Source organism: Aeromicrobium stalagmiti, assembly GCF_013283745.1.
In the GTDB taxonomy this organism is placed as follows: Bacteria; Actinomycetota; Actinomycetes; order Propionibacteriales; family Nocardioidaceae; genus Aeromicrobium; species Aeromicrobium stalagmiti.
Genome location: NZ_JABSTZ010000004.1, coordinates 287,456 through 304,109 on the forward strand (window position 1 = coordinate 287,456; position 16,654 = coordinate 304,109).

16 protein-coding genes and 3 tRNA genes are annotated in these 16,654 nt (G+C 69.7%); 13 read left to right on the forward strand and 6 right to left on the reverse strand.

Features of this window, described 5'->3' with window-relative positions; translation table 11 throughout:
* Positions 1 to 29 precede the first annotated feature (29 nt).
* The 3 genes from dnaG (at position 30) to HQK15_RS16140 (ending at position 2,687) form a co-directional block, all read left to right on the forward strand.
* Positions 30 to 1,928, forward strand: coding sequence for a DNA primase (gene dnaG / locus HQK15_RS16130; protein WP_173492520.1), 1,899 nt, complete (start codon positions 30 to 32; stop codon positions 1,926 to 1,928).
* Positions 1,929 to 2,030: 102 nt separating this feature from the next.
* Positions 2,031 to 2,606, forward strand: coding sequence for a sigma factor (locus HQK15_RS16135; protein WP_173492521.1), 576 nt, complete (start codon positions 2,031 to 2,033; stop codon positions 2,604 to 2,606).
* Positions 2,607 to 2,614: 8 nt separating this feature from the next.
* Positions 2,615 to 2,687, forward strand: a tRNA-Asn gene (locus HQK15_RS16140).
* Positions 2,688 to 2,761: 74 nt separating this feature from the next.
* Here the strand turns inward: HQK15_RS16140 and HQK15_RS16145 are convergent.
* Together HQK15_RS16145 and HQK15_RS16150 are read right to left on the reverse strand one after the other, a co-directional pair.
* Positions 2,762 to 3,166 carry a hypothetical protein gene (locus tag HQK15_RS16145; protein WP_173492522.1) on the reverse strand — a complete coding sequence of 135 codons (405 nt, stop codon included), beginning with the start codon at positions 3,164 to 3,166 and terminating at the stop codon, positions 2,762 to 2,764.
* A gap of 3 nt (positions 3,167 to 3,169) precedes the next feature.
* Positions 3,170 to 3,910: a PIG-L deacetylase family protein gene (locus HQK15_RS16150; protein ID WP_173492523.1), complete on the reverse strand. Its 741-nt coding sequence runs from the start codon at positions 3,908 to 3,910 to the stop codon at positions 3,170 to 3,172.
* 27 nt (positions 3,911 to 3,937) lie between these two features.
* Here HQK15_RS16150 and HQK15_RS16155 point away from each other — a divergent pair.
* Together HQK15_RS16155 and HQK15_RS16160 are read left to right on the forward strand one after the other, a co-directional pair.
* Positions 3,938 to 4,011, forward strand: a tRNA-Met gene (locus HQK15_RS16155).
* Between the two features lie 18 nt (positions 4,012 to 4,029).
* Positions 4,030 to 4,458, forward strand: a complete 429-nt coding sequence (locus HQK15_RS16160; RefSeq protein WP_173492524.1) for a phosphatase domain-containing protein — start codon at positions 4,030 to 4,032, stop codon at positions 4,456 to 4,458.
* 27 nt (positions 4,459 to 4,485) lie between these two features.
* Here the strand turns inward: HQK15_RS16160 and HQK15_RS16165 are convergent, their stop codons facing one another.
* Positions 4,486 to 4,791, reverse strand: a complete 306-nt coding sequence (locus tag HQK15_RS16165; RefSeq protein ID WP_173492525.1) for a GNAT family N-acetyltransferase — start codon at positions 4,789 to 4,791, stop codon at positions 4,486 to 4,488.
* A gap of 111 nt (positions 4,792 to 4,902) precedes the next feature.
* Here HQK15_RS16165 and HQK15_RS16170 point away from each other — a divergent pair, with 111 nt between their 5' ends.
* Entirely contained in the window at positions 4,903 to 5,412 is a 510-nt protein-coding gene (locus HQK15_RS16170) for a DUF3145 domain-containing protein (protein WP_173492526.1), read from the forward strand.
* A 28-nt stretch (positions 5,413 to 5,440) separates the two neighbouring features.
* On the opposite strand, the gene HQK15_RS16175 is transcribed toward HQK15_RS16170, so the two are convergent.
* Positions 5,441 to 6,277, reverse strand: coding sequence for an acyl carrier protein (locus tag HQK15_RS16175; RefSeq protein ID WP_173492527.1), 837 nt, complete (start codon positions 6,275 to 6,277; stop codon positions 5,441 to 5,443).
* Between the two features lie 91 nt (positions 6,278 to 6,368).
* On the opposite strand from HQK15_RS16175, the gene HQK15_RS16180 reads away from it, so the two are divergent.
* Entirely contained in the window at positions 6,369 to 7,325 is a 957-nt protein-coding gene (locus HQK15_RS16180) for an alpha/beta fold hydrolase (protein WP_173492528.1), read from the forward strand.
* A gap of 36 nt (positions 7,326 to 7,361) precedes the next feature.
* Here the strand turns inward: HQK15_RS16180 and HQK15_RS16185 are convergent, their stop codons facing one another.
* The gene (locus tag HQK15_RS16185) at positions 7,362 to 8,453 is read right to left on the reverse strand and encodes a phosphatase PAP2 family protein (RefSeq protein ID WP_173492529.1); all 1,092 of its coding nucleotides are present in this window, start codon (positions 8,451 to 8,453) and stop codon (positions 7,362 to 7,364) included.
* A gap of 48 nt (positions 8,454 to 8,501) precedes the next feature.
* A complete protein-coding gene (gene aceE / locus HQK15_RS16190) occupies positions 8,502 to 11,258 on the reverse strand; it encodes a pyruvate dehydrogenase (acetyl-transferring), homodimeric type (protein WP_173492530.1) in 2,757 nt (918 codons plus the stop codon).
* A gap of 125 nt (positions 11,259 to 11,383) precedes the next feature.
* Here aceE and HQK15_RS16195 point away from each other — a divergent pair, with 125 nt between their 5' ends.
* The 6 genes from HQK15_RS16195 (at position 11,384) to HQK15_RS16220 (ending at position 16,616) form a co-directional block, all read left to right on the forward strand.
* Positions 11,384 to 11,770 carry a DUF3052 domain-containing protein gene (locus tag HQK15_RS16195; protein ID WP_173492531.1) on the forward strand — a complete coding sequence of 129 codons (387 nt, stop codon included), beginning with the start codon at positions 11,384 to 11,386 and terminating at the stop codon, positions 11,768 to 11,770.
* Positions 11,771 to 11,837: 67 nt separating this feature from the next.
* Positions 11,838 to 12,299: a peroxiredoxin gene (locus HQK15_RS16200; RefSeq protein ID WP_173492532.1), complete on the forward strand. Its 462-nt coding sequence runs from the start codon at positions 11,838 to 11,840 to the stop codon at positions 12,297 to 12,299.
* A gap of 194 nt (positions 12,300 to 12,493) precedes the next feature.
* Positions 12,494 to 12,567: transfer RNA gene (locus HQK15_RS16205), tRNA-Val, on the forward strand.
* 112 nt (positions 12,568 to 12,679) lie between these two features.
* Entirely contained in the window at positions 12,680 to 13,459 is a 780-nt protein-coding gene (locus tag HQK15_RS16210; protein WP_173492533.1) for a putative protein N(5)-glutamine methyltransferase, read from the forward strand.
* 12 nt (positions 13,460 to 13,471) lie between these two features.
* The gene (locus tag HQK15_RS16215) at positions 13,472 to 15,559 is read left to right on the forward strand and encodes a RecQ family ATP-dependent DNA helicase (protein WP_173492534.1); all 2,088 of its coding nucleotides are present in this window, start codon (positions 13,472 to 13,474) and stop codon (positions 15,557 to 15,559) included.
* A gap of 46 nt (positions 15,560 to 15,605) precedes the next feature.
* Entirely contained in the window at positions 15,606 to 16,616 is a 1,011-nt protein-coding gene (locus HQK15_RS16220) for an aldo/keto reductase family protein (protein WP_173492535.1), read from the forward strand.
* Positions 16,617 to 16,654 lie beyond the last annotated feature (38 nt).

The window sequence follows — 16,654 nt, forward strand, 5'->3', positions numbered from 1 at the left end:
CGTGGGTGGCGCCGACTAGCATTCACCCCATGGCCGGGCGCATCAAGGACGAGGACATCCAGCTCGTCCGCGAACGCACCCGCATCGACGAGGTCGTCGAGCAGTACGTCACCCTCAAGAACGCCGGTGGCGGCTCGCGCAAGGGGCTCTGCCCGTTCCACGACGAGAAGTCGCCGTCGTTCAACGTCCGTCCCTCGGTCGGGTCCTACCACTGCTTCGGCTGCGGAGCCGGTGGTGACGTCTTCCGGTTCGTCATGGAGATCGAGGGCCTGAGCTTCGTCGAGACCGTCGAGCGGCTCGCCGCCAAGGCCGGCATCACGCTGCGCTACGAGGACGGCGGCCCCAGCGGTCCGCGCCGCGACCCCAACCAGCGTCCCCGGCTCCTGGCCGCGCACCGCGAGGCGGGCGAGTTCTACGCCACGGCCCTGCAGTCGTCGCCCGACGCGCAGGCCGGACGCCAGTTCGTCCAGGACCGCGGATTCGACCAGGCAGCGGCGCAGCTGTTCGGCATGGGCTTCGCGCCGCGCGGGGGAGAGGCGCTGGTCGCCCATCTGCGGGGCAAGGGCTTCACCGAGGACGAGCTCGTCACCGGTGGCCTGGCCAACCGTGGCAACCGCGGTCTCTACGACAAGTTCCGGGGCCGGCTCCTGTGGCCGATCCGCGAGATGACCGGCGAGATCATCGGCTTCGGCGCCCGCCGCATGTTCGACGACGACCGGGTCGAGGCCAAGTACCTCAACAGCCCCGAGACGCCCATCTACAAGAAGTCCCAGGTGCTCTACGGCATCGACCTGGCCCGCCGCTCGATCTCGTCGTCGAGCCAGGCGGTCATCGTCGAGGGCTACACCGATGTCATGGCGTGCCACCTGGCCGGCGTCACGACGGCGGTCGCGACCTGCGGCACCGCGTTCGGCGAGGACCACGCGCGCGTCATGCGCCGGCTGATGCTCGACGACCAGGCGTTCCACGGCGAGGTCATCTTCACCTTCGACGGCGACGAGGCGGGCCAGCGCGCGGCGCTCAAGACGTTCAGCGGCGACCAGCAGTTCGTCGCGCAGACCTATGTGGCCGTCGAGCCCCGCGGCATGGACCCGTGCGACCTGCGGCTGGCCGACGGCGACGCGGCGGTCCGCGAGCTCGTCGCCTCCCGCATCCCGCTCTACCGGTTCGTGCTCGACAACCTGCTCGGCAAGTACGACCTCGACCGCGGCGACCAGCGGGTCGACGCCGTGCGGGAGGCCGTCGGGCTCGCCTCGGCGATCCGTGACAAGTCCAAGGTCGACGAGCTCCTGCGTGAGATCGCCGGCCGGGTCGGCACCGACGTCGACCAGGTGCGTGCCGAGCACCGTCGCCGGGTGGCGTCGGCTCCCAAGGCCGGTCCCGGGCAGCCCGTCGCCAAGACGCAGGACGCGCCGGCCGATGCGGCCCTGCCCTCACCGGCGGTCAACTTCGGCCTGCCGCAGTTCGCCGACGAGCGCGAGGCGCTGAAGGCGATCGTGCAGCACCCCCACCTCGCGGCGCAGTTCGCTGACGACCTCGACGACAACGACTTCACCCACCCCATCTCCAAGGTGCTCTGGAAGCACATCGAGGCGATGGCGTGGCCGACGGGCGCCGATGCCAACTGGCTGCCGCAGCTCGCCGACTCCGTGCCCGACGACGACGCCAAGCGCATCCTGTCGATCGCCGCCGTCGAGCCGATGCGCGCCCGTGAGGGCAACACCGGGGCGGTCGTCGCGTCCGTGCTGATGCGGCTGCAGCTGCTCACGCTCGGGCGTCGCATCGCCGAGATCAAGTCCAAGCTGCAGCGCACCAACCCCATCGACGAGGCCGAGACCTACAACCGGATGTTCGGCGACCTCATTGCCCTCGAGCAGCAGTTCCGCGACCTGCGCGATCGCTCCCTGGGCGGCGACGTTCCCCGCTGACCGCCGGATCCCGCGTCCCCAGCCGGTCTCGGCCGTGTCGCGCATCCACAGGTGGCGTGCAGGTCGATGCGTCACGCCTCGGCCGCGTCGCAGGGTGGTGGTGTGGATCGATTCGTCCAGGACCTGATGTCCCTCCCGCCGCTGGCTGCCGCCGAGGAGCTCGCCCTCGCGCGCCGCGCCCGCAGGGGGGACTCCGAGGCGCGTGCGGCTCTCATCACCGCGGGCCTGAGGTCGGTGGCTCTGCGAGCCTGCATGCTGGGCCTGCGCGGCGAGGAGCTGCGCGACGCCGTCCAGTCGGGCGCAGTCGGGCTCATCCGTGCGGTCGACCGGTTCGACCCCGACCGCGGCGCGCGCCTCGCGACGTACGCCTGGCGGTGGATCGGGGCAGAGATGCGGACGTCTGGTCCTCGCGAGGAGCCGCTCGGTGACGTGGAGCCGGCGATCGAGCACGCCTTCGGCGACGGTGCCGACCTGCTCGAGGGGCTCGACCCGGAGGCCGCCGAGGTGCTGCGTCTGAGGTTCGGGATGGGCGCCGCCGACGCCGTGCCTCTGTCGCGCACCGCGGTGTCGCAGCGTCTGGGACTTCGCGTCGCGCAGGTGCGGACGATCGAGGGGAAGGCGATGCGACAACTGCGGGGGAGGCTTGCTAGAGTTGTCGACCGTGCTCCTCATCAGTGAGAAGCCGATCCCCCATAGCTCAATTGGCAGAGCATTCGACTGTTAATCGGAGGGTTCTTGGTTCGAGTCCAAGTGGGGGAGCAGGACCGGAACGGCGTCGACATCGGCGCCGTTTCGTCGTCTCCGAGGACTTCGTGTCGTCGAGGTCGGACCCCTCACCACGACAGGTGGGCGACGGCTCTGATCGCGTCCTGCTTTGCGTCGGCCAGCCACTCGATGGTGGCGGCTCGGTCGAAGGGGAATTGCTGCTGCCACCCGGCGGGCAGCTCGACTGAATCTGCGGTCGATGCCGGGCGCGAACGCACGTAGTTGGCGACGAGCAGCGGCACCGACAGGTCTCCCCGGCGGACGGCGATCGCGGTGACGCCTCGTTCGGTGTCAAGGTCGACCACCAGGTCGCCACGCTGCAGACGTAGGTGCGCCACTGCCATCTGCACGGGCCCCCACGCCGACACAGTCCGGAAGCCGCTCGCCAGGAGGTGCTGAGCAAGAAGCTGGCCCTCGTGGTCGAGCGTGGGGATGACACGACCGGGGTCGCCATGGTCCTGCGGATCGGTCACGGGCTACTCGCCCCAGGTGAGCGAGAAGACCTCGAACGATGCCGCATGGGTCACGCCGAGTCGCGAGCCGGTGGGGCGCGACATGCCCTCGAGGAACTCGGCGGGGTCGAAGGCCTCCCAGCCGAGACCGTCGATGTAGGCCTGGTGCGCTCGCAGCGACTCGACGCCGCGGTCGAAGGTGTCCGTGGTGTCGACGGCGTGCGTCGAGTCGGGCGAGCCGGCCGCCCAGACCTGCTTCACGCCGCCCCAGGGCTCGAGACCCTCGACGAGCTGCTCGGAGAAGATCCACCGGTTGCCCGCGTCGCCGGCGGCGTTGAGGGCTGCGCGGCCGACGGCCATGTGGTCGGGCTGGTTGGGCGCCGATCCGCCCCACGTCTCGCGGAAGTTGTTGGTGATGATGATCTCGGGGCGATGCCGCCGCACGACCTCGGTGATGGCCCGCCGCAGCGACACGCCGTACTCCAGCACGCCGTCAGGCAGCCCGAGGAAGTCGACGACCTCGACCCCGACGACCTTGCCGGAGGCGATCTGCTCGGCCATCCGCACCTCGCGGCACTCGTCAGGCGGCAGCCCGTCGATGCCCGCCTCGCCGCTGGTCACCATGCAGTAGACGACCGACTTGCCCTGGCCGGTCCACCGGGCGATGGCGGCCGCGGCGCCGAACTCGACGTCGTCCGGGTGGGCCACGACGACGAGGGCGCGTTCCCAGCTCTCGTCGACGGGCTCGAGGGGTGTGGGTTCCATGTCGCTAGGCTAAGCCCGCATTCCCTCGGGGAGGTAGCTCAGCTGGTTAGAGCAGGGGACTCATAATCCCTGGGTCGCGGGTTCGAGCCCCGCCCTCCCTACCGACAGAAAGGGCAGCCATGCGCGACGCGGTGATCTTCGACATGGACGGCACGCTCTGTGACACGACGAGCATCCAGCACCTGATCGAGGGTGCCGACAAGGACTTCGCCGCGTTTCACGCCGCCTCCGCCGACTGCCCTCCGCGGCCCGACGTCGTCGAGGCGGCACGGGCGCAGCACGAGCGGGGCCGCGCCGTCGTCGTGGTGACGTCACGCGAGTTCATCTGGCGTGACCTCACGCTCGACTGGCTGGTGCGGCACGGGGTGCCGTACGACGCGCTGCACATGCGCATCGTCGGCGACTACCGCAAGGACGTCGTGGTCAAGACCGAGATCCTCCAGCAGGTCACCGCCGACGGGTTCACGGTGCTGGAGGCGTGGGACGACAAGGCGGCTGTGCTCGACCTCTGGCGCGACCACGGCATCGTGGTCCATCCCGTTCACTGACGCGCTTCTGGCGCCGCAGAGTGCCCGTCAGAGACCGAAGACGGGTCGCTGGTCCTCGGGGACGAGCTCGAGAAACTCCGGGTTGTCACGGATGACCTTGGGCACGAAGGGGCAGAACGGCAGCACCGTGCCGCCGCGCGACGCGATCTCGGTGAGGGCGCCGGCGATGAGCTGCCCGCCGATGCCGCGGCCCTCGAACTGGGGGAGCACCCGCGTGTGGGGGAGGGCGTACTCGTCGCCGTCCTTGCGATAGTCGACGTAGCCGGCGAGCTCACCGTCGACGGTGATCTCGAAGCGTGAGTCGGCCGGGTTGTCGTGCACCGTGGTCGTCATCCGACATTCCCCTTGCCCCAGATGTTGTCCGCAGACCTCAAAGTACGACACAATGGTCGCAGGTGCACCCAAGACGCTGGGGAAGGCGAATCTAGGGAGGCACCGATGAACATGTCATCGCCGACGAACACGACGCGGGGAGTGCTCTTTGTGCACTCCTCCGCTTCTGCGCTGTGCCCGCACGTCGAGTGGGCGGTCGCAGGAGTGCTGGGCGGCACGCCCGACGTCTCGTGGGTGCCCCAGGGCGCCGAGCCCGGCACCTACCGCGCGGAGCTCTCGTGGCAGGCGCCCGTCGGCACCGCCGCGGCGCTGGCATCCGCCCTCCGCGGATGGGAGCAGCTGCGCTTCGAGGTCACGGAGGAGCCGACCGCGTCCAGCGAGGGCGCGCGCTACTCCTACACCCCGAAGCTCGGCATCTTCCACGCCATGACTGGTCTGCACGGCGACGTGCTGATCCCCGAGGACCGCATCAAGGCGTTCCGGGTCAAGGCGTCGCTCGGCGAGGTCGACATCGAGACGGCCCTCGACGGCCTGCTGGGCGTCGCCTGGGACGCCGAGCTCGAGCCGTTCCGTCACGCCGGTGACGGCGCGCCGGTGCGTTGGCTGCACCAAGTCATCTGAGCGCCTCACCGACGAGCGGCGGCTGATCTCAGCCGATCGCGACCTTGACCGACGGTGTGGTCTTGCCGGTGGCGGTGTTCTTGATGCGGAACTCCCGCTCGCCCGTGCGCGACGTGTAGAGCTCGGTCTTGAACGTGCCGCCGTCGCGGGTCGTCGTCTCGATCGGAAAGTCGTCCCACTCCTGGCCCTCGCCGACGTCCCTGACCTCGATCTGCAGCTTCTCGCCCTCGTCGCTGGTCGGGAAGGCCCCCGACAGGATGAAGCGCTCGCCGGGCGAGACGCTCGTCGACGACGCGTCGATCGTCGGCGGGGGCTCGCCGGTCTCCGTCGTGGGTGTCGGGTCGGGGGTCGGGGTGCTCGTGGCCGTCGGCTCGGGCGTGGTCGGGGCGGCGATGGGCGGCAGGTCGACGCTGCCGATGCCGCTGGCGCTCATCAGGGCTGCGCCGCCGAGGCCCAGCACGGCTCCCACGACGAGGCCGGCCAGCGCGAACCGGGTCGCGAACCACGCGGTGTTGCCGCGCCGCTCGGGGGCTTCGTCAGGTGCCACGTCTCGGACCTCCGTGGTGGGGGCGGGGGGTGCCGGGGCGAGTTTCGGGACGCTCGGGGCACCGCTGGGGGGTTGCGAGCCATCATGCCTGACGACGGCGTCGATCGCGTCCTGGATCGTGACCATCGAGTCGATGGTGTCGTCGGACAGGTAGAGGTCGAATCTGCGGCCCAGCTCCTCGCCGACCTCGACGACGGTCAGGGAGTCGGTGCCGAGATCCTTGAGCGTCGCATCGGGCGTGACGGCGTCGGCCGGGCAGCCGACCACGCGGACGAGAATGTCGGTCAGCTGCTCATGAACCGCGGACGACGAAGGCACGCCTCCACTCTAGCGAGGTGGTGCGGTGCGTCACGCCATCTCGACAGGGGTTTGCCGGACCGGCGGCGTCACGCGCGCCTAGACTGCACGAATGGAGAGCGTCGAGGACGTCCAGTACGTCGTGGTGCACGGCTACCGACGGGCGTTCCGCATCTGCGGATCCGGCCCGGCGCTGCTGCTGCTGCACGGCCTGGCCTGCGACTCCTCGACCTGGATCGACGTCATGCCGGCCCTGGCCGAGCACTACACGGTCATCGCCCCTGACCTGCTGGGTCACGGCGAGTCCGACAAGCCTGATGCCGACTACTCGCTCGGCGGCTATGCCAACGGCATGCGCGACCTGCTCACGGTGCTCGGCATCGACAAGGTGACGGTGGTCGGTCACAGCTTCGGCGGCGGCGTCGCGATGCAGTTCGCCTACCAGTTCCCCGACCGCACGGAGCGCGTCGTGCTGGTGTCGACTGGTGGCCTGGGCCGCGAGGTCACCCCGCTCATCCGCTTCCTGACGCTCCCGGGCAGCGGCCTGGCGATCGGAGCGGCGACGCTGCGCCCGTGGCGCCCCCTCGTGAGCGGCGCCATGAGATCGCTCTCCCGGCTGCCGATCAGCGCGACCCGAGACCTCGACGAGGTGGCCCGCATCTACGAGGCGCTGGCCGATCCGGCGCAGCGGACGGCCGTCCGGCGCGTCACGAGCCACGTGCTCAACTGGCGCGGCCAGTACGTCACGATGACCGATCGCAGCTATCTCGCGCGCCTGATGCCCGTTCTGGTGATCTGGGGGCGCGACGACATGGTCATCCCGGCCTCGCACGCCGACTACGCGCCCACGCAAGTCTCCGACGTCCACGTGCTCGAGGACTCCGGCCACTTCCCGCACAAGGACCACCCGGAGGAGTTCGCGCGGCTCGTCCACGAGTTCATCGAGGGCAGCGAGCCAGCGCACTACCACCGGGGCCGGTGGCGTGCCCTGCTGCGCCGAGGCGACCAGTACGAGCTGGAGAGCGTCGTGACGCCGCCTGTTGCGGGCGTCGTGCCTGCGATCAGCTGAGACCGGGCTGCACGTCAGCCCAGCCTTGCGACGGGATCAGGCCGACGGCTCCGACATGGTCCGGGCTGCGTCGGTCGTCGGCTCGTCGACCGGTTCGGCGTCCTGCAGCGCCGCATGGCGTCGCCGCTTCTGCCACTTGGAGTTGCCGGTGACCCAGGCGCCGATCATGACGGCGATCCAGCCGATGACCAGTCCACCGATGTCGTCGGCGATGTAGTGCCAGCCGAGGTAGATCGTGGCCAGGATCGTGAAGCCGAGGTAGGTCCACGCGGTGTAGCGGACGGCGCGGGCGATGCCGGCGTAGTGCAGGAAGAGCGCCAGCGTGAAGACGACCGACACGTGCAGCGACGCGAACCCGGCGATGCCGTAGATCTTGTCGCCCTGCGGATCCTCCTTGAAGCCGAACGCGCCTCGTAGCAGCGACATCTGCAGCTGGGTGGCGCCGTTGTCAGGCAGGTCGGCGAACCGCTGCGGCTCGTAGAACGCGGGACCGAGGGTCGGCAGGCTGTAGTAGCTCACGACACCCAGCACCCAGTTGAGGCTGACGGCCGTGGCGTACCAGGCGCCGACGGTGAAGTCGCGGTGCAGCACGAGCACCGCGCCCACGGTGATCGGCACGACCGGCAGGTAGAGCACGTAGAGCACGGCCAGCACCTGCGCTGCGATGCTCGTGCCCAGCACGTCGTGCAGCACCGTCGCCGGATTGTTGCCGAAGAAGAGCCAGTGGTCGAGCTCGAGCAGCTGCCTGTCGTGCAGCGTCGTCGTCAGCTCGGGCAGATAGCTCTTGAGGTTCCGGTAGCTGACGTAGCAGATGTAGAACGACAGCATGCCGGTGGCGACGTGCCCGACACGCTTCCAGTTCCACTCGTCGCGCACGATCGTCCGGACGCCGGAGAACGCGTTCTTGAACCCGTAGCGGTAGATCGACTGAGGCAGGATGGCCACCGCGAAGATCAGCAGACCGATCATCGGCAGGCGGATGTAGGCGGGCCCGAGGAATCCCTCGGGGTCCTTCAGACCCACGTTGAGGTCGTGCGAGTAGTAGATCGTCACGAGTCCGACCACGACTGACAAGCAGAACGCAAATGCGTAGGGCCAGCGGAGGAACGCGGCAGGCCATCGAAGCATGGACGTCATCCTAAACGTCCATGCTGAGAGCCGGTTGTGAGACCCGGCTCAGGCGTCACCACCGACCTGCTCGACGCCCGCGACGGCCGTCGGATCGTCGATGCGGAAGCGGCTGAACGCCTCGCGCACCGTCTCGGCCCGCACCGAGCCCTGCTGGGCCAGGCTCTGCAGGACGCTGACGACGATCGACTCGGTGTCGACCTGGAACGTGCGGCGGGCGGCGGCCCGGGTGTCGGCGAAGCCGAATCCGTCGGTGCCGAGCGACTGCCACGGTCCGGGGACCCAGCGGGCGATCTGGTCGGGGACGGCGCGCATGTAGTCGCTGACCGCGACCGTGACGGCGCTGGAGTCCATGAGCTTGACCGTGATGTAGGGCATCCGGTTGTACTCGCCCGGGTGGTTGAGGTTCCACTTCTCGGCCGCGACGGCGTCACGGGCGAGCTCGTTCCACGACGTCACCGACCACACGTCGGCGGCGACGCCGTAGTCGGCCGCGAGGATCTCCTGGGCCTTGAGGGCCCACGGCACCGAGACGCCGGACGCCATGATGCGCGCCGTCGCCGTGCCGTCGGTCGCCTTCTTGTAGACGTAGGCGCCCTTGAGGATGCCCTCGACGTCGACGTTCTCCGGCTCGGCCGGCTGGTTGAACGCCTCGTTGTAGACCGTGAGGTAGAAGATGATGTCCTCGCCGTGCGGGAACGTGTCGGACGTCCCGTACATGCGCTCGAGGCCGTACTTCATGATGTGGCTGATCTCGAAGCTGAACGCGGGGTCGTAGTGCACGACGGCCGGGTTGGTCTGCGCGATGAGCGGCGAGTGGCCGTCGGCGTGCTGCAGGCCCTCGCCCGTGAGCGTCGTACGACCGGCTGTGGCGCCGATGAGGAAGCCACGGGCCAGCTGGTCGGCCATCGCCCAGATCGAGTCGGCGGTGCGCTGGAAGCCGAACATCGAGTAGAAGAGGTAGACCGGGATCATCGGCTCGCCGTGCGTCGAGTAGGCGCTGCCCGCCGCGATCGCCGACGCCATGGCGCCGGCCTCGCTGATGCCCTCGTGCAGCAGCTGGCCCTGGGCCGACTCCTTGTAGGCCAGGAGCAGCTTGCGGTCGACCGACTCGTACGTCTGGCCGGCCGGGTTGTAGATCTTGGCCGACGGGAACATCGAGTCCATGCCGAACGTGCGGTACTCGTCGGGCGCGATCGGGACGATGCGGCGCCCGATCTCCGGGTCCTTCATGAGGTCGCGGAGCAGACGGACGAACGCCATCGTGGTGGCGATCTGCTGCTTGCCCGAGCCCTTCTTGAGCTCCTCGTAGACCGACGGGTCGGGCAGCTTGACCGGCGTCGGGTCGACGATGCGCTTGGGCAGCGAGCCGCCCAGGGCCTCACGACGGGCCTTCATGTACTGGATCTCTTCGCTGTCGGCGCCCGGGTGGTAGAACGGCGCGATGTCGCTGCCGTCGATCTGGGCGTCGGAGATCGGGATGTTGAGGCGGTCGCGGAAGCCCTTGAGGTCGTCCTTGGTCAGCTTCTTCATCTGGTGGGTCGCGTTGCGGCCGGCGAACGACTCCAGGAGCCATCCCTTGACCGTGTGGGCGAGGATCACGGTCGGCTGTCCGGTGTGCTTCTGCGCCGCCTCGAAGGCCGCGTAGACCTTGCGGTAGTCGTGGCCGCCGCGCGGGAGCCGCTCGATGTCGCCGTCGGTCAGGTGCTCGACCATCTTGGTCAGACGCGGGTCGGGGCCGAAGAAGTTCTCGCGGTTGTAGGCGCCGGTCTCGACCGAGAGGGTCTGGAACTCGCCGTCGGGGGTGCGGTTCATCTGGTTGACGAGCGCGCCGTCGGTGTCGCGGGCGAGCAGGTCGTCCCACTCACGTCCCCACACGACCTTGATGACGTTCCAGCCGGCTCCGCGGAACGTCGACTCGAGCTCCTGGATGATCTTGCCGTTGCCGCGCACGGGTCCGTCGAGCTGCTGCAGGTTGCAGTTGACGACGAACGTCAGGTTGTCGAGCTCCTCGCGCGCGGCGATGCCGATCGCGCCGAGCGACTCGGGCTCGCCCATCTCGCCGTCGCCGAGGAACGTCCAGACGTGCTGCTGGCTGGTGTCCTTGATGCCGCGGTTGTGCAGGTAGCGGTTGAAGCGCGCCTGGTAGATCGAGTTGATCGCGCCGAGGCCCATCGAGACCGTGGGGAACTCCCAGTAGTCCTGCATGAGGCGGGGGTGGGGGTACGACGAGAGGCCGTTGCCCGCACCGTGCGAGTGCTCCTGGCGGAACCGGTCGAGCTGGGTCTCGCTCAGGCCGCCCTCGAGGAAGGACCGGGCGTAGATGCCGGGGGCCGCGTGACCCTGGAAGTAGATCTGGTCGCCGCCTCCGGGGTGGTTCTTGCCCTTGAAGAAGTGGTTGAAGCCGACCTCGTAGAGGCTCGCGGCCGACTGGTAGGACGCGATGTGACCGCCGACGCCGAGGCCGGGACGGTTGGCGCGCGACACCATCACGGCGGCGTTCCAGCGGATGTAGGAGCGGATGCGTCGCTCGATCGCCTCGTTGCCGGGGAACCAGGGCTCACGCTCCGGCGGGATCGTGTTGATGAAGTCGGTGCTGCGCAGCGCCGGGACGCCGACGTTCTGCTCGCGGGCGCGCTCGAGCAGCTTGAGCATCACGTAGCGGGCACGGCTCCGTCCGCGGCTGTCGACCATCTCGTCGAGCGAGCTGAGCCACTCAGCGGTCTCGTCGGGGTCGATGTCAGGCAGCTGGGTCGGCAGACCCTCGTGAATGACTGGCGGACGTTCCTGGCCGGATTGCGGCATGTTCTCTCCCAGATGTCTTGTGGACGTGTCCATCATTCCACCTCGGGTTCGCTACTGTGATACCGGCAACGATGCTGAACAACCTACTTTTCAGTAGGTTTCGTCGAACTTGAGGAGACATACCGGTGGACGCGGGCAAGCTGGGCTTCGGTCCTGACACCGTCATCCAGGAGCTGGGCTGGGACGACGACGTCGACGAGGAGCTCCGCGTCGAGATCGAACGTCACACCGGCAACAACCTGGTGGACGGCGACATCGGCGATGACGTCGACGGCGTGATCCTCTGGTGGCGCGATGTCGACGGTGATCTCACCGATGCGCTGGTCGACTCCCTCCAGGACCTGGTCGAGGGCGGATCCGTCTGGCTGCTGACGCCGAAGGTGGGGCGCCCCAACTACGTGCCCGGCGCCGACGTCGTCGAGGCCGCGGAGATCGCGGGGCTGTCGGTGACGACCACGTCGGCGGCGACCGCCGACTGGGCCGCGACGCGGCTCACCGCGCACAAGCGCTGACGGCGTCCTCGGCGGTCGAGTGCCGCTGAGGACTGAAGCGGTGCGGCGAGACCACTACGCTCGTGGCATGACTCTCACGATCGGCGACGCCGCACCCGACTTCACCCTCAAGAACCAGCACGGCGAGGACATCTCCCTGTCGTCGTTCCGCGGCGACAAGAACGTCGTGGTCGTGTTCTTCCCGTTCGCGTTCAGCGGCATCTGCACCGGCGAGCTGTGCGAGATCCGTGACAACCTCGGTGACTTCCAGACCGACGACGCCGAGGTGCTCGCGGTCTCGTGCGACCACTTCTTCTCCAACCGGGCCTTCGCGGAGCGCGACGGCTACGAGTTCTCGATCCTCAGCGACTTCTGGCCGCACGGCGACGTCTCGCGCGCCTACGGCACGTTCAACGACGGTGCAGGGGCGCCCAACCGGGGCACTTTCGTGATCGACAAGGACGGCATCCTGCGCTGGCAGGTCGTCCAGGGCATCGGCGACGCCCGTGACCTGGGGGCCTACCGGACGGCTCTCGCCGACCTCTCCTGACAGACCGTCGCGAGATTCCTGAAATCTTCCCAAATCGGCTGCGCCCCGACCCGCGGATGCAGCATGATGATCGTGCTGCGGCTGCCAGGGACCCGAGACCTTGGCAGCCGCCGCTTTGTCTGCTGCCGGTTTGTTGCCGGCGCGAGGATGTGGGGCGGGCCCGGCCGCTGCGGTAGTGTGCCGCTGGTCCTTCGGGGCGAATAGCTCAGCTGGTTAGAGCATCCGGTTTACACCCGGAAGGTCGGGGGTTCGAGTCCCTCTTCGCCCACATCGATCATGGGTCGGACCGCTCTTTGGTCCGGCCCTTGAACCTTCTCGGCCCGAGGGTGATCCCTGGTCCGTCGACGCCCGGAGCGACGCGGGTCTGACACGATGAGCGGGTGGTCGACGAGGCGGACGTGGTGGCCCGACTGCGGGCGGCCGGGAGCGTCTTCGCCGAGGACGAGGCCCAGGTGCTGGCCGGTGCGTCGACGTCGCCGACGCAGCTGGAGGCGATGCTGCGTCGCCGGGTCGACGGCGAGCCGCTGGAGGTCGTCGTCGGATGGGCCGAGTTCTGTGGTCAGCGGGTCGTGATCGAGCCGGGGGTCTTCGTCCCGCGGACCCGGACCGGCGTCCTGGTCACGGAAGGTGCTCGACTCGTCGGGCCGGGAGCGGTCGTCGTCGACCTGTGCTGCGGCTCGGGAGCGGTCGGTCTCGCGCTGCACGCCATGATCAGGGACGTCGAGCTGCATGCGACGGACATCGAGCCGGCTGCCGTGGCCTGTGCCCGTCGCAATCTCGAGCCGATCGGGGGCACGGTCGTCGAGGGCGACCTGTTCGACGCCCTGCCGGCATCACTGGTGGGAGCGGTCGACCTGCTCGTGGTGAACGCGCCCTACGTCCCCACGGCCGCGATCGCGACGATGCCTCCCGAGGCGCGGGACCACGAGCCGATGGTCGCGCTCGACGGGGGAGTCGACGGGGTCGACCTGCACCGCCGTGTCGCGTCGGAGGCCACGCGGTGGCTCGCGCCGGGCGGCCACCTGCTGATCGAGACGAGCCGGCGACAAGCGCCTCTGACGGCCGCCGCGATGGAGGCCGGTGGCCTGGTGACCCGGGTCGTCACGGCGCCGGAGATCGACGGGACGGCCGTCGTCGGCAACCGTGTCCGACCCGCCTGACACGATGGCACGATGACCACGCAGACCGACGCCACGACCGCCCTGCGACGCCTGACCGGTCGTGACGACGCGGTCTTCCACGACGGCCAGCTCGAGGCGATCGAGGCCCTCGTCGACGGTCACCGCCGAGCCCTGGTCGTCCAACGCACCGGATGGGGCAAGTCGGCGGTCTACTTCATCTCGACGCTGCTGCTGCGCCAGCGTGGCACCGGGCCGACCCTGCTCGTCTCGCCACTGCTCGCCCTGATGCGCGACCAGGTCGCCGCGGCAGCCCGCGCAGGCGTGCGGGCGGTCGCGATCAACTCGGCCAACCCGCACGAGTGGGACGAGACGCGGGCCAAGCTCGCCGCCGACGAGGTCGACATCCTGCTGGTCTCTCCCGAGCGGCTCAACAACCCGCGCTTTCGCGACGAGCAGCTGCCGGCGCTCATCGAGCGCATGGGCATGCTCGTGGTCGACGAGGCGCACTGCATCTCCGACTGGGGGCACGACTTCCGGCCCGACTACCGACGCCTCGCCGAGCTCATCGCCCAGCTGCCCCACGACCTGCCGGTGCTCGCGACCACCGCGACCGCCAACGCCCGGGTCGTGACCGACGTGGCCGAGCAGCTGGGCACAGCGGGCGAGGTGCTGACGATCCGTGGGTCGCTCGCCCGTACGTCGCTGCGGCTCGGCGTGCTCGAGCTGCCCGGCGCGCGGGACCGGCTCGGCTGGCTGCTGAGCCATCTCGCCGAGCTGCCGGGCAGCGGCATCATCTACGCGCTCACGGTGTCGGCGGCCGAGGACACCGCCCGGCTGCTGCGCGAGGGCGGTCATGCCGTGCGGGCCTACACCGGCCGCACCGACCCGGAGCAGCGCGAGGAGCTCGAGCGACAGCTCAAGGACAACGAGATCAAGGCGCTCGTCGCGACCAGCGCGCTGGGCATGGGCTTCGACAAGCCCGACCTCGGCTTCGTCATCCACCTCGGAGCGCCGTCGTCGCCGGTCGCCTACTACCAGCAGGTCGGCCGTGCCGGCCGTGCCACCGACAACGCCGACGTGCTCCTGCTGCCGGGACGCGAGGACCGCGACATCTGGTCCTACTTCGCGACCTCGTCGATGCCGAGCGAGGAGCGCGCTGCGGCCGTCATCGAGGCCCTCGGCACCGAGACGCTGTCGACCCCGGCACTCGAGGCCCGGGTCAACCTGCGCCGCTCGCCGCTCGAGCTGCTGCTCAAGGTGCTCGACGTCGACGGAGCGGTTCGGCGCGTCCAGGGCGGCTGGGTCGCGACCGGGGTGCCGTGGACGTACGACCGTGAGCGCTACGAGCGCATCGCCGAGGCGCGCACCGCCGAGCAGCAGTCGATGCTCACCTACCAGCGCGACACCACGTGCCGCATGGAGATGCTGCAGCGCGACCTCGACGACCCGACCGCCGCGCCGTGCGGCCGGTGCGACAACTGCACGACCCCGTGGTTCCCCACCGGTGTCGACGACGGGGCCACGCAGGCGGCTTCCAGCACGCTCGACCAGGTCGGCGTCGAGATCGAGCCGCGGGCCCAGTGGCCGGCCACCGTCGGCAAGGGCGCGACCAAGATCCCCGTCGAGGAGCGGGCCGAGGCAGGACGGGCGATCGCCCGTCTGACCGACCTTGGCTGGGGCGGGGTGCTGCGTGAGCTGTTCGCGGCCGGCAGCCCCGACCAACCCGTCAGCGACGAGCTGCTCGGCGCGTGCGTGCGGGTGCTCAAGGACTGGCGGTGGGACGAGCGCCCGGCCGCCGTCGTCAGCATCCCGTCGCGCTCGCGGCCGCAGCTCGTCGACTCGTTCGCGCGGGGCATCGCCCGCATCGGGCGGCTCGACGACCTCGGCACGCTCGACCTCGTCGGCGGCGGTCCGCGCGGCGAGCCCGGTGGCAACAGTGCCTACCGGCTCGCCGGCGTCCGCGACGCGTTCGCGGTCGGCCCCGACCTCGCGAGCCGGCTCGCGGCGATCGGCGACAAGCCGGTGCTGCTGATCGACGATCGCACCGACAGCCGCTGGACCATGACGGTCGCGACGCGCGAGCTGCGACGTCACGGCTCGGGGCCGGTGCTCCCGCTGGTGCTCGCGCAGGTGGCCTGACCTCGGGCGACGCGCGCCGTTGCCGATCGTGGGTACGTTGGACGGCATGGAGCATCGATACCTCGGCAACAGCGGTCTCAAGATCTCGGAGATCGCCTACGGCAACTGGCTGACCCACGGCTCACAGGTCGAGGAGGACGCCGCGACCGCCTGCGTGCGGCAGGCGCTCGAGGAGGGCATCACGACCTTCGACACCGCCGACGTCTATGCCAACACTGCTGCGGAGTCCGTCCTCGGACGCGCGCTGGCCGGCGAGCGACGTGAGTCCCTCGAGATCTTCACCAAGGTCTACTGGACGACCGGTCCCGGCGGACCCAACGACTCGGGCCTGTCGCGCAAGCACATCATGGAGTCGATCAACGGCTCCCTGACCAGGCTGCAGACCGACTACGTCGACCTCTACCAGGCGCACCGCTTCGACGTGGAGACGCCGCTCGAGGAGACGATGCAGGCGTTCGCCGACGTCGTGCGGTCGGGCAAGGCCCTCTACATCGGGGTCTCGGAGTGGACGGCCGACCAGATCCGCGAGGGTCAGGCGCTGGCCCGACAGCTCGGGTTCTCGCTGATCTCGAGCCAGCCGGAGTACTCGATGCTGTGGCGCGTCATCGAGGACGAGGTGGTGCCGGCCAGCGAGGAGCAGGGCCTCAGCCAGATCGTGTGGTCGCCGATCGCCCAGGGCGTGCTGACCGGCAAGTACAAGCCGGGTCAGCCGGCCCCCGAGGGATCGCGCGCGACCGACGACCAGGGCGGCTCGCAGAACATCAGCCGCTGGCTGCGTGACGACGTGCTCGAGGCCGTCCAGCGGCTCCAGCCGATCGCGTCCGCCGCCGACCTCACGCTGGCGCAGCTGGCCGTCGCGTGGGTGCTGCGCAACCCCAACGTCGCCGCCGCGATCATCGGGGCGTCCCGCCCCGAGCAGGTGACCGACAACGTCAAGGCATCCGGTGTGGTGCTGGGTGACGACGTCATGGCCGCGATCGATGACGCCCTCGGCGACGTCGTGGTCAGGGACCCGTCAGAGACCCAGCGGCGCACCCCGGACACCCGCCCGACCTGACCCGCCCGACCGATCCGCGACGGCGTCGGGCCGGGTGA

Excerpts from the sequence above, each read along its gene's own strand:
- HQK15_RS16200 (WP_173492532.1), top strand. The coding sequence starts at position 11,838 with ATGACTCTCACGATCGGCGACGCCGCACCCGACTTCACCCTCAAGAAC.
- HQK15_RS16185 (WP_173492529.1), bottom strand. The coding sequence starts at position 8,453 with ATGCTTCGATGGCCTGCCGCGTTCCTCCGCTGGCCCTACGCATTTGCG.
- HQK15_RS16220 (WP_173492535.1), top strand. The coding sequence starts at position 15,606 with ATGGAGCATCGATACCTCGGCAACAGCGGTCTCAAGATCTCGGAGATC.
- HQK15_RS16150 (WP_173492523.1), bottom strand. The coding sequence starts at position 3,910 with ATGGAACCCACACCCCTCGAGCCCGTCGACGAGAGCTGGGAACGCGCC.
- aceE (WP_173492530.1), bottom strand. The coding sequence starts at position 11,258 with ATGCCGCAATCCGGCCAGGAACGTCCGCCAGTCATTCACGAGGGTCTG.
- HQK15_RS16160 (WP_173492524.1), top strand. The coding sequence starts at position 4,030 with ATGCGCGACGCGGTGATCTTCGACATGGACGGCACGCTCTGTGACACG.
- HQK15_RS16170 (WP_173492526.1), top strand. The coding sequence starts at position 4,903 with ATGTCATCGCCGACGAACACGACGCGGGGAGTGCTCTTTGTGCACTCC.
- HQK15_RS16165 (WP_173492525.1), bottom strand. The coding sequence starts at position 4,791 with ATGACGACCACGGTGCACGACAACCCGGCCGACTCACGCTTCGAGATC.
- HQK15_RS16180 (WP_173492528.1), top strand. The coding sequence starts at position 6,369 with ATGGAGAGCGTCGAGGACGTCCAGTACGTCGTGGTGCACGGCTACCGA.
- dnaG (WP_173492520.1), top strand. The coding sequence starts at position 30 with ATGGCCGGGCGCATCAAGGACGAGGACATCCAGCTCGTCCGCGAACGC.
- HQK15_RS16215 (WP_173492534.1), top strand. The coding sequence starts at position 13,472 with ATGACCACGCAGACCGACGCCACGACCGCCCTGCGACGCCTGACCGGT.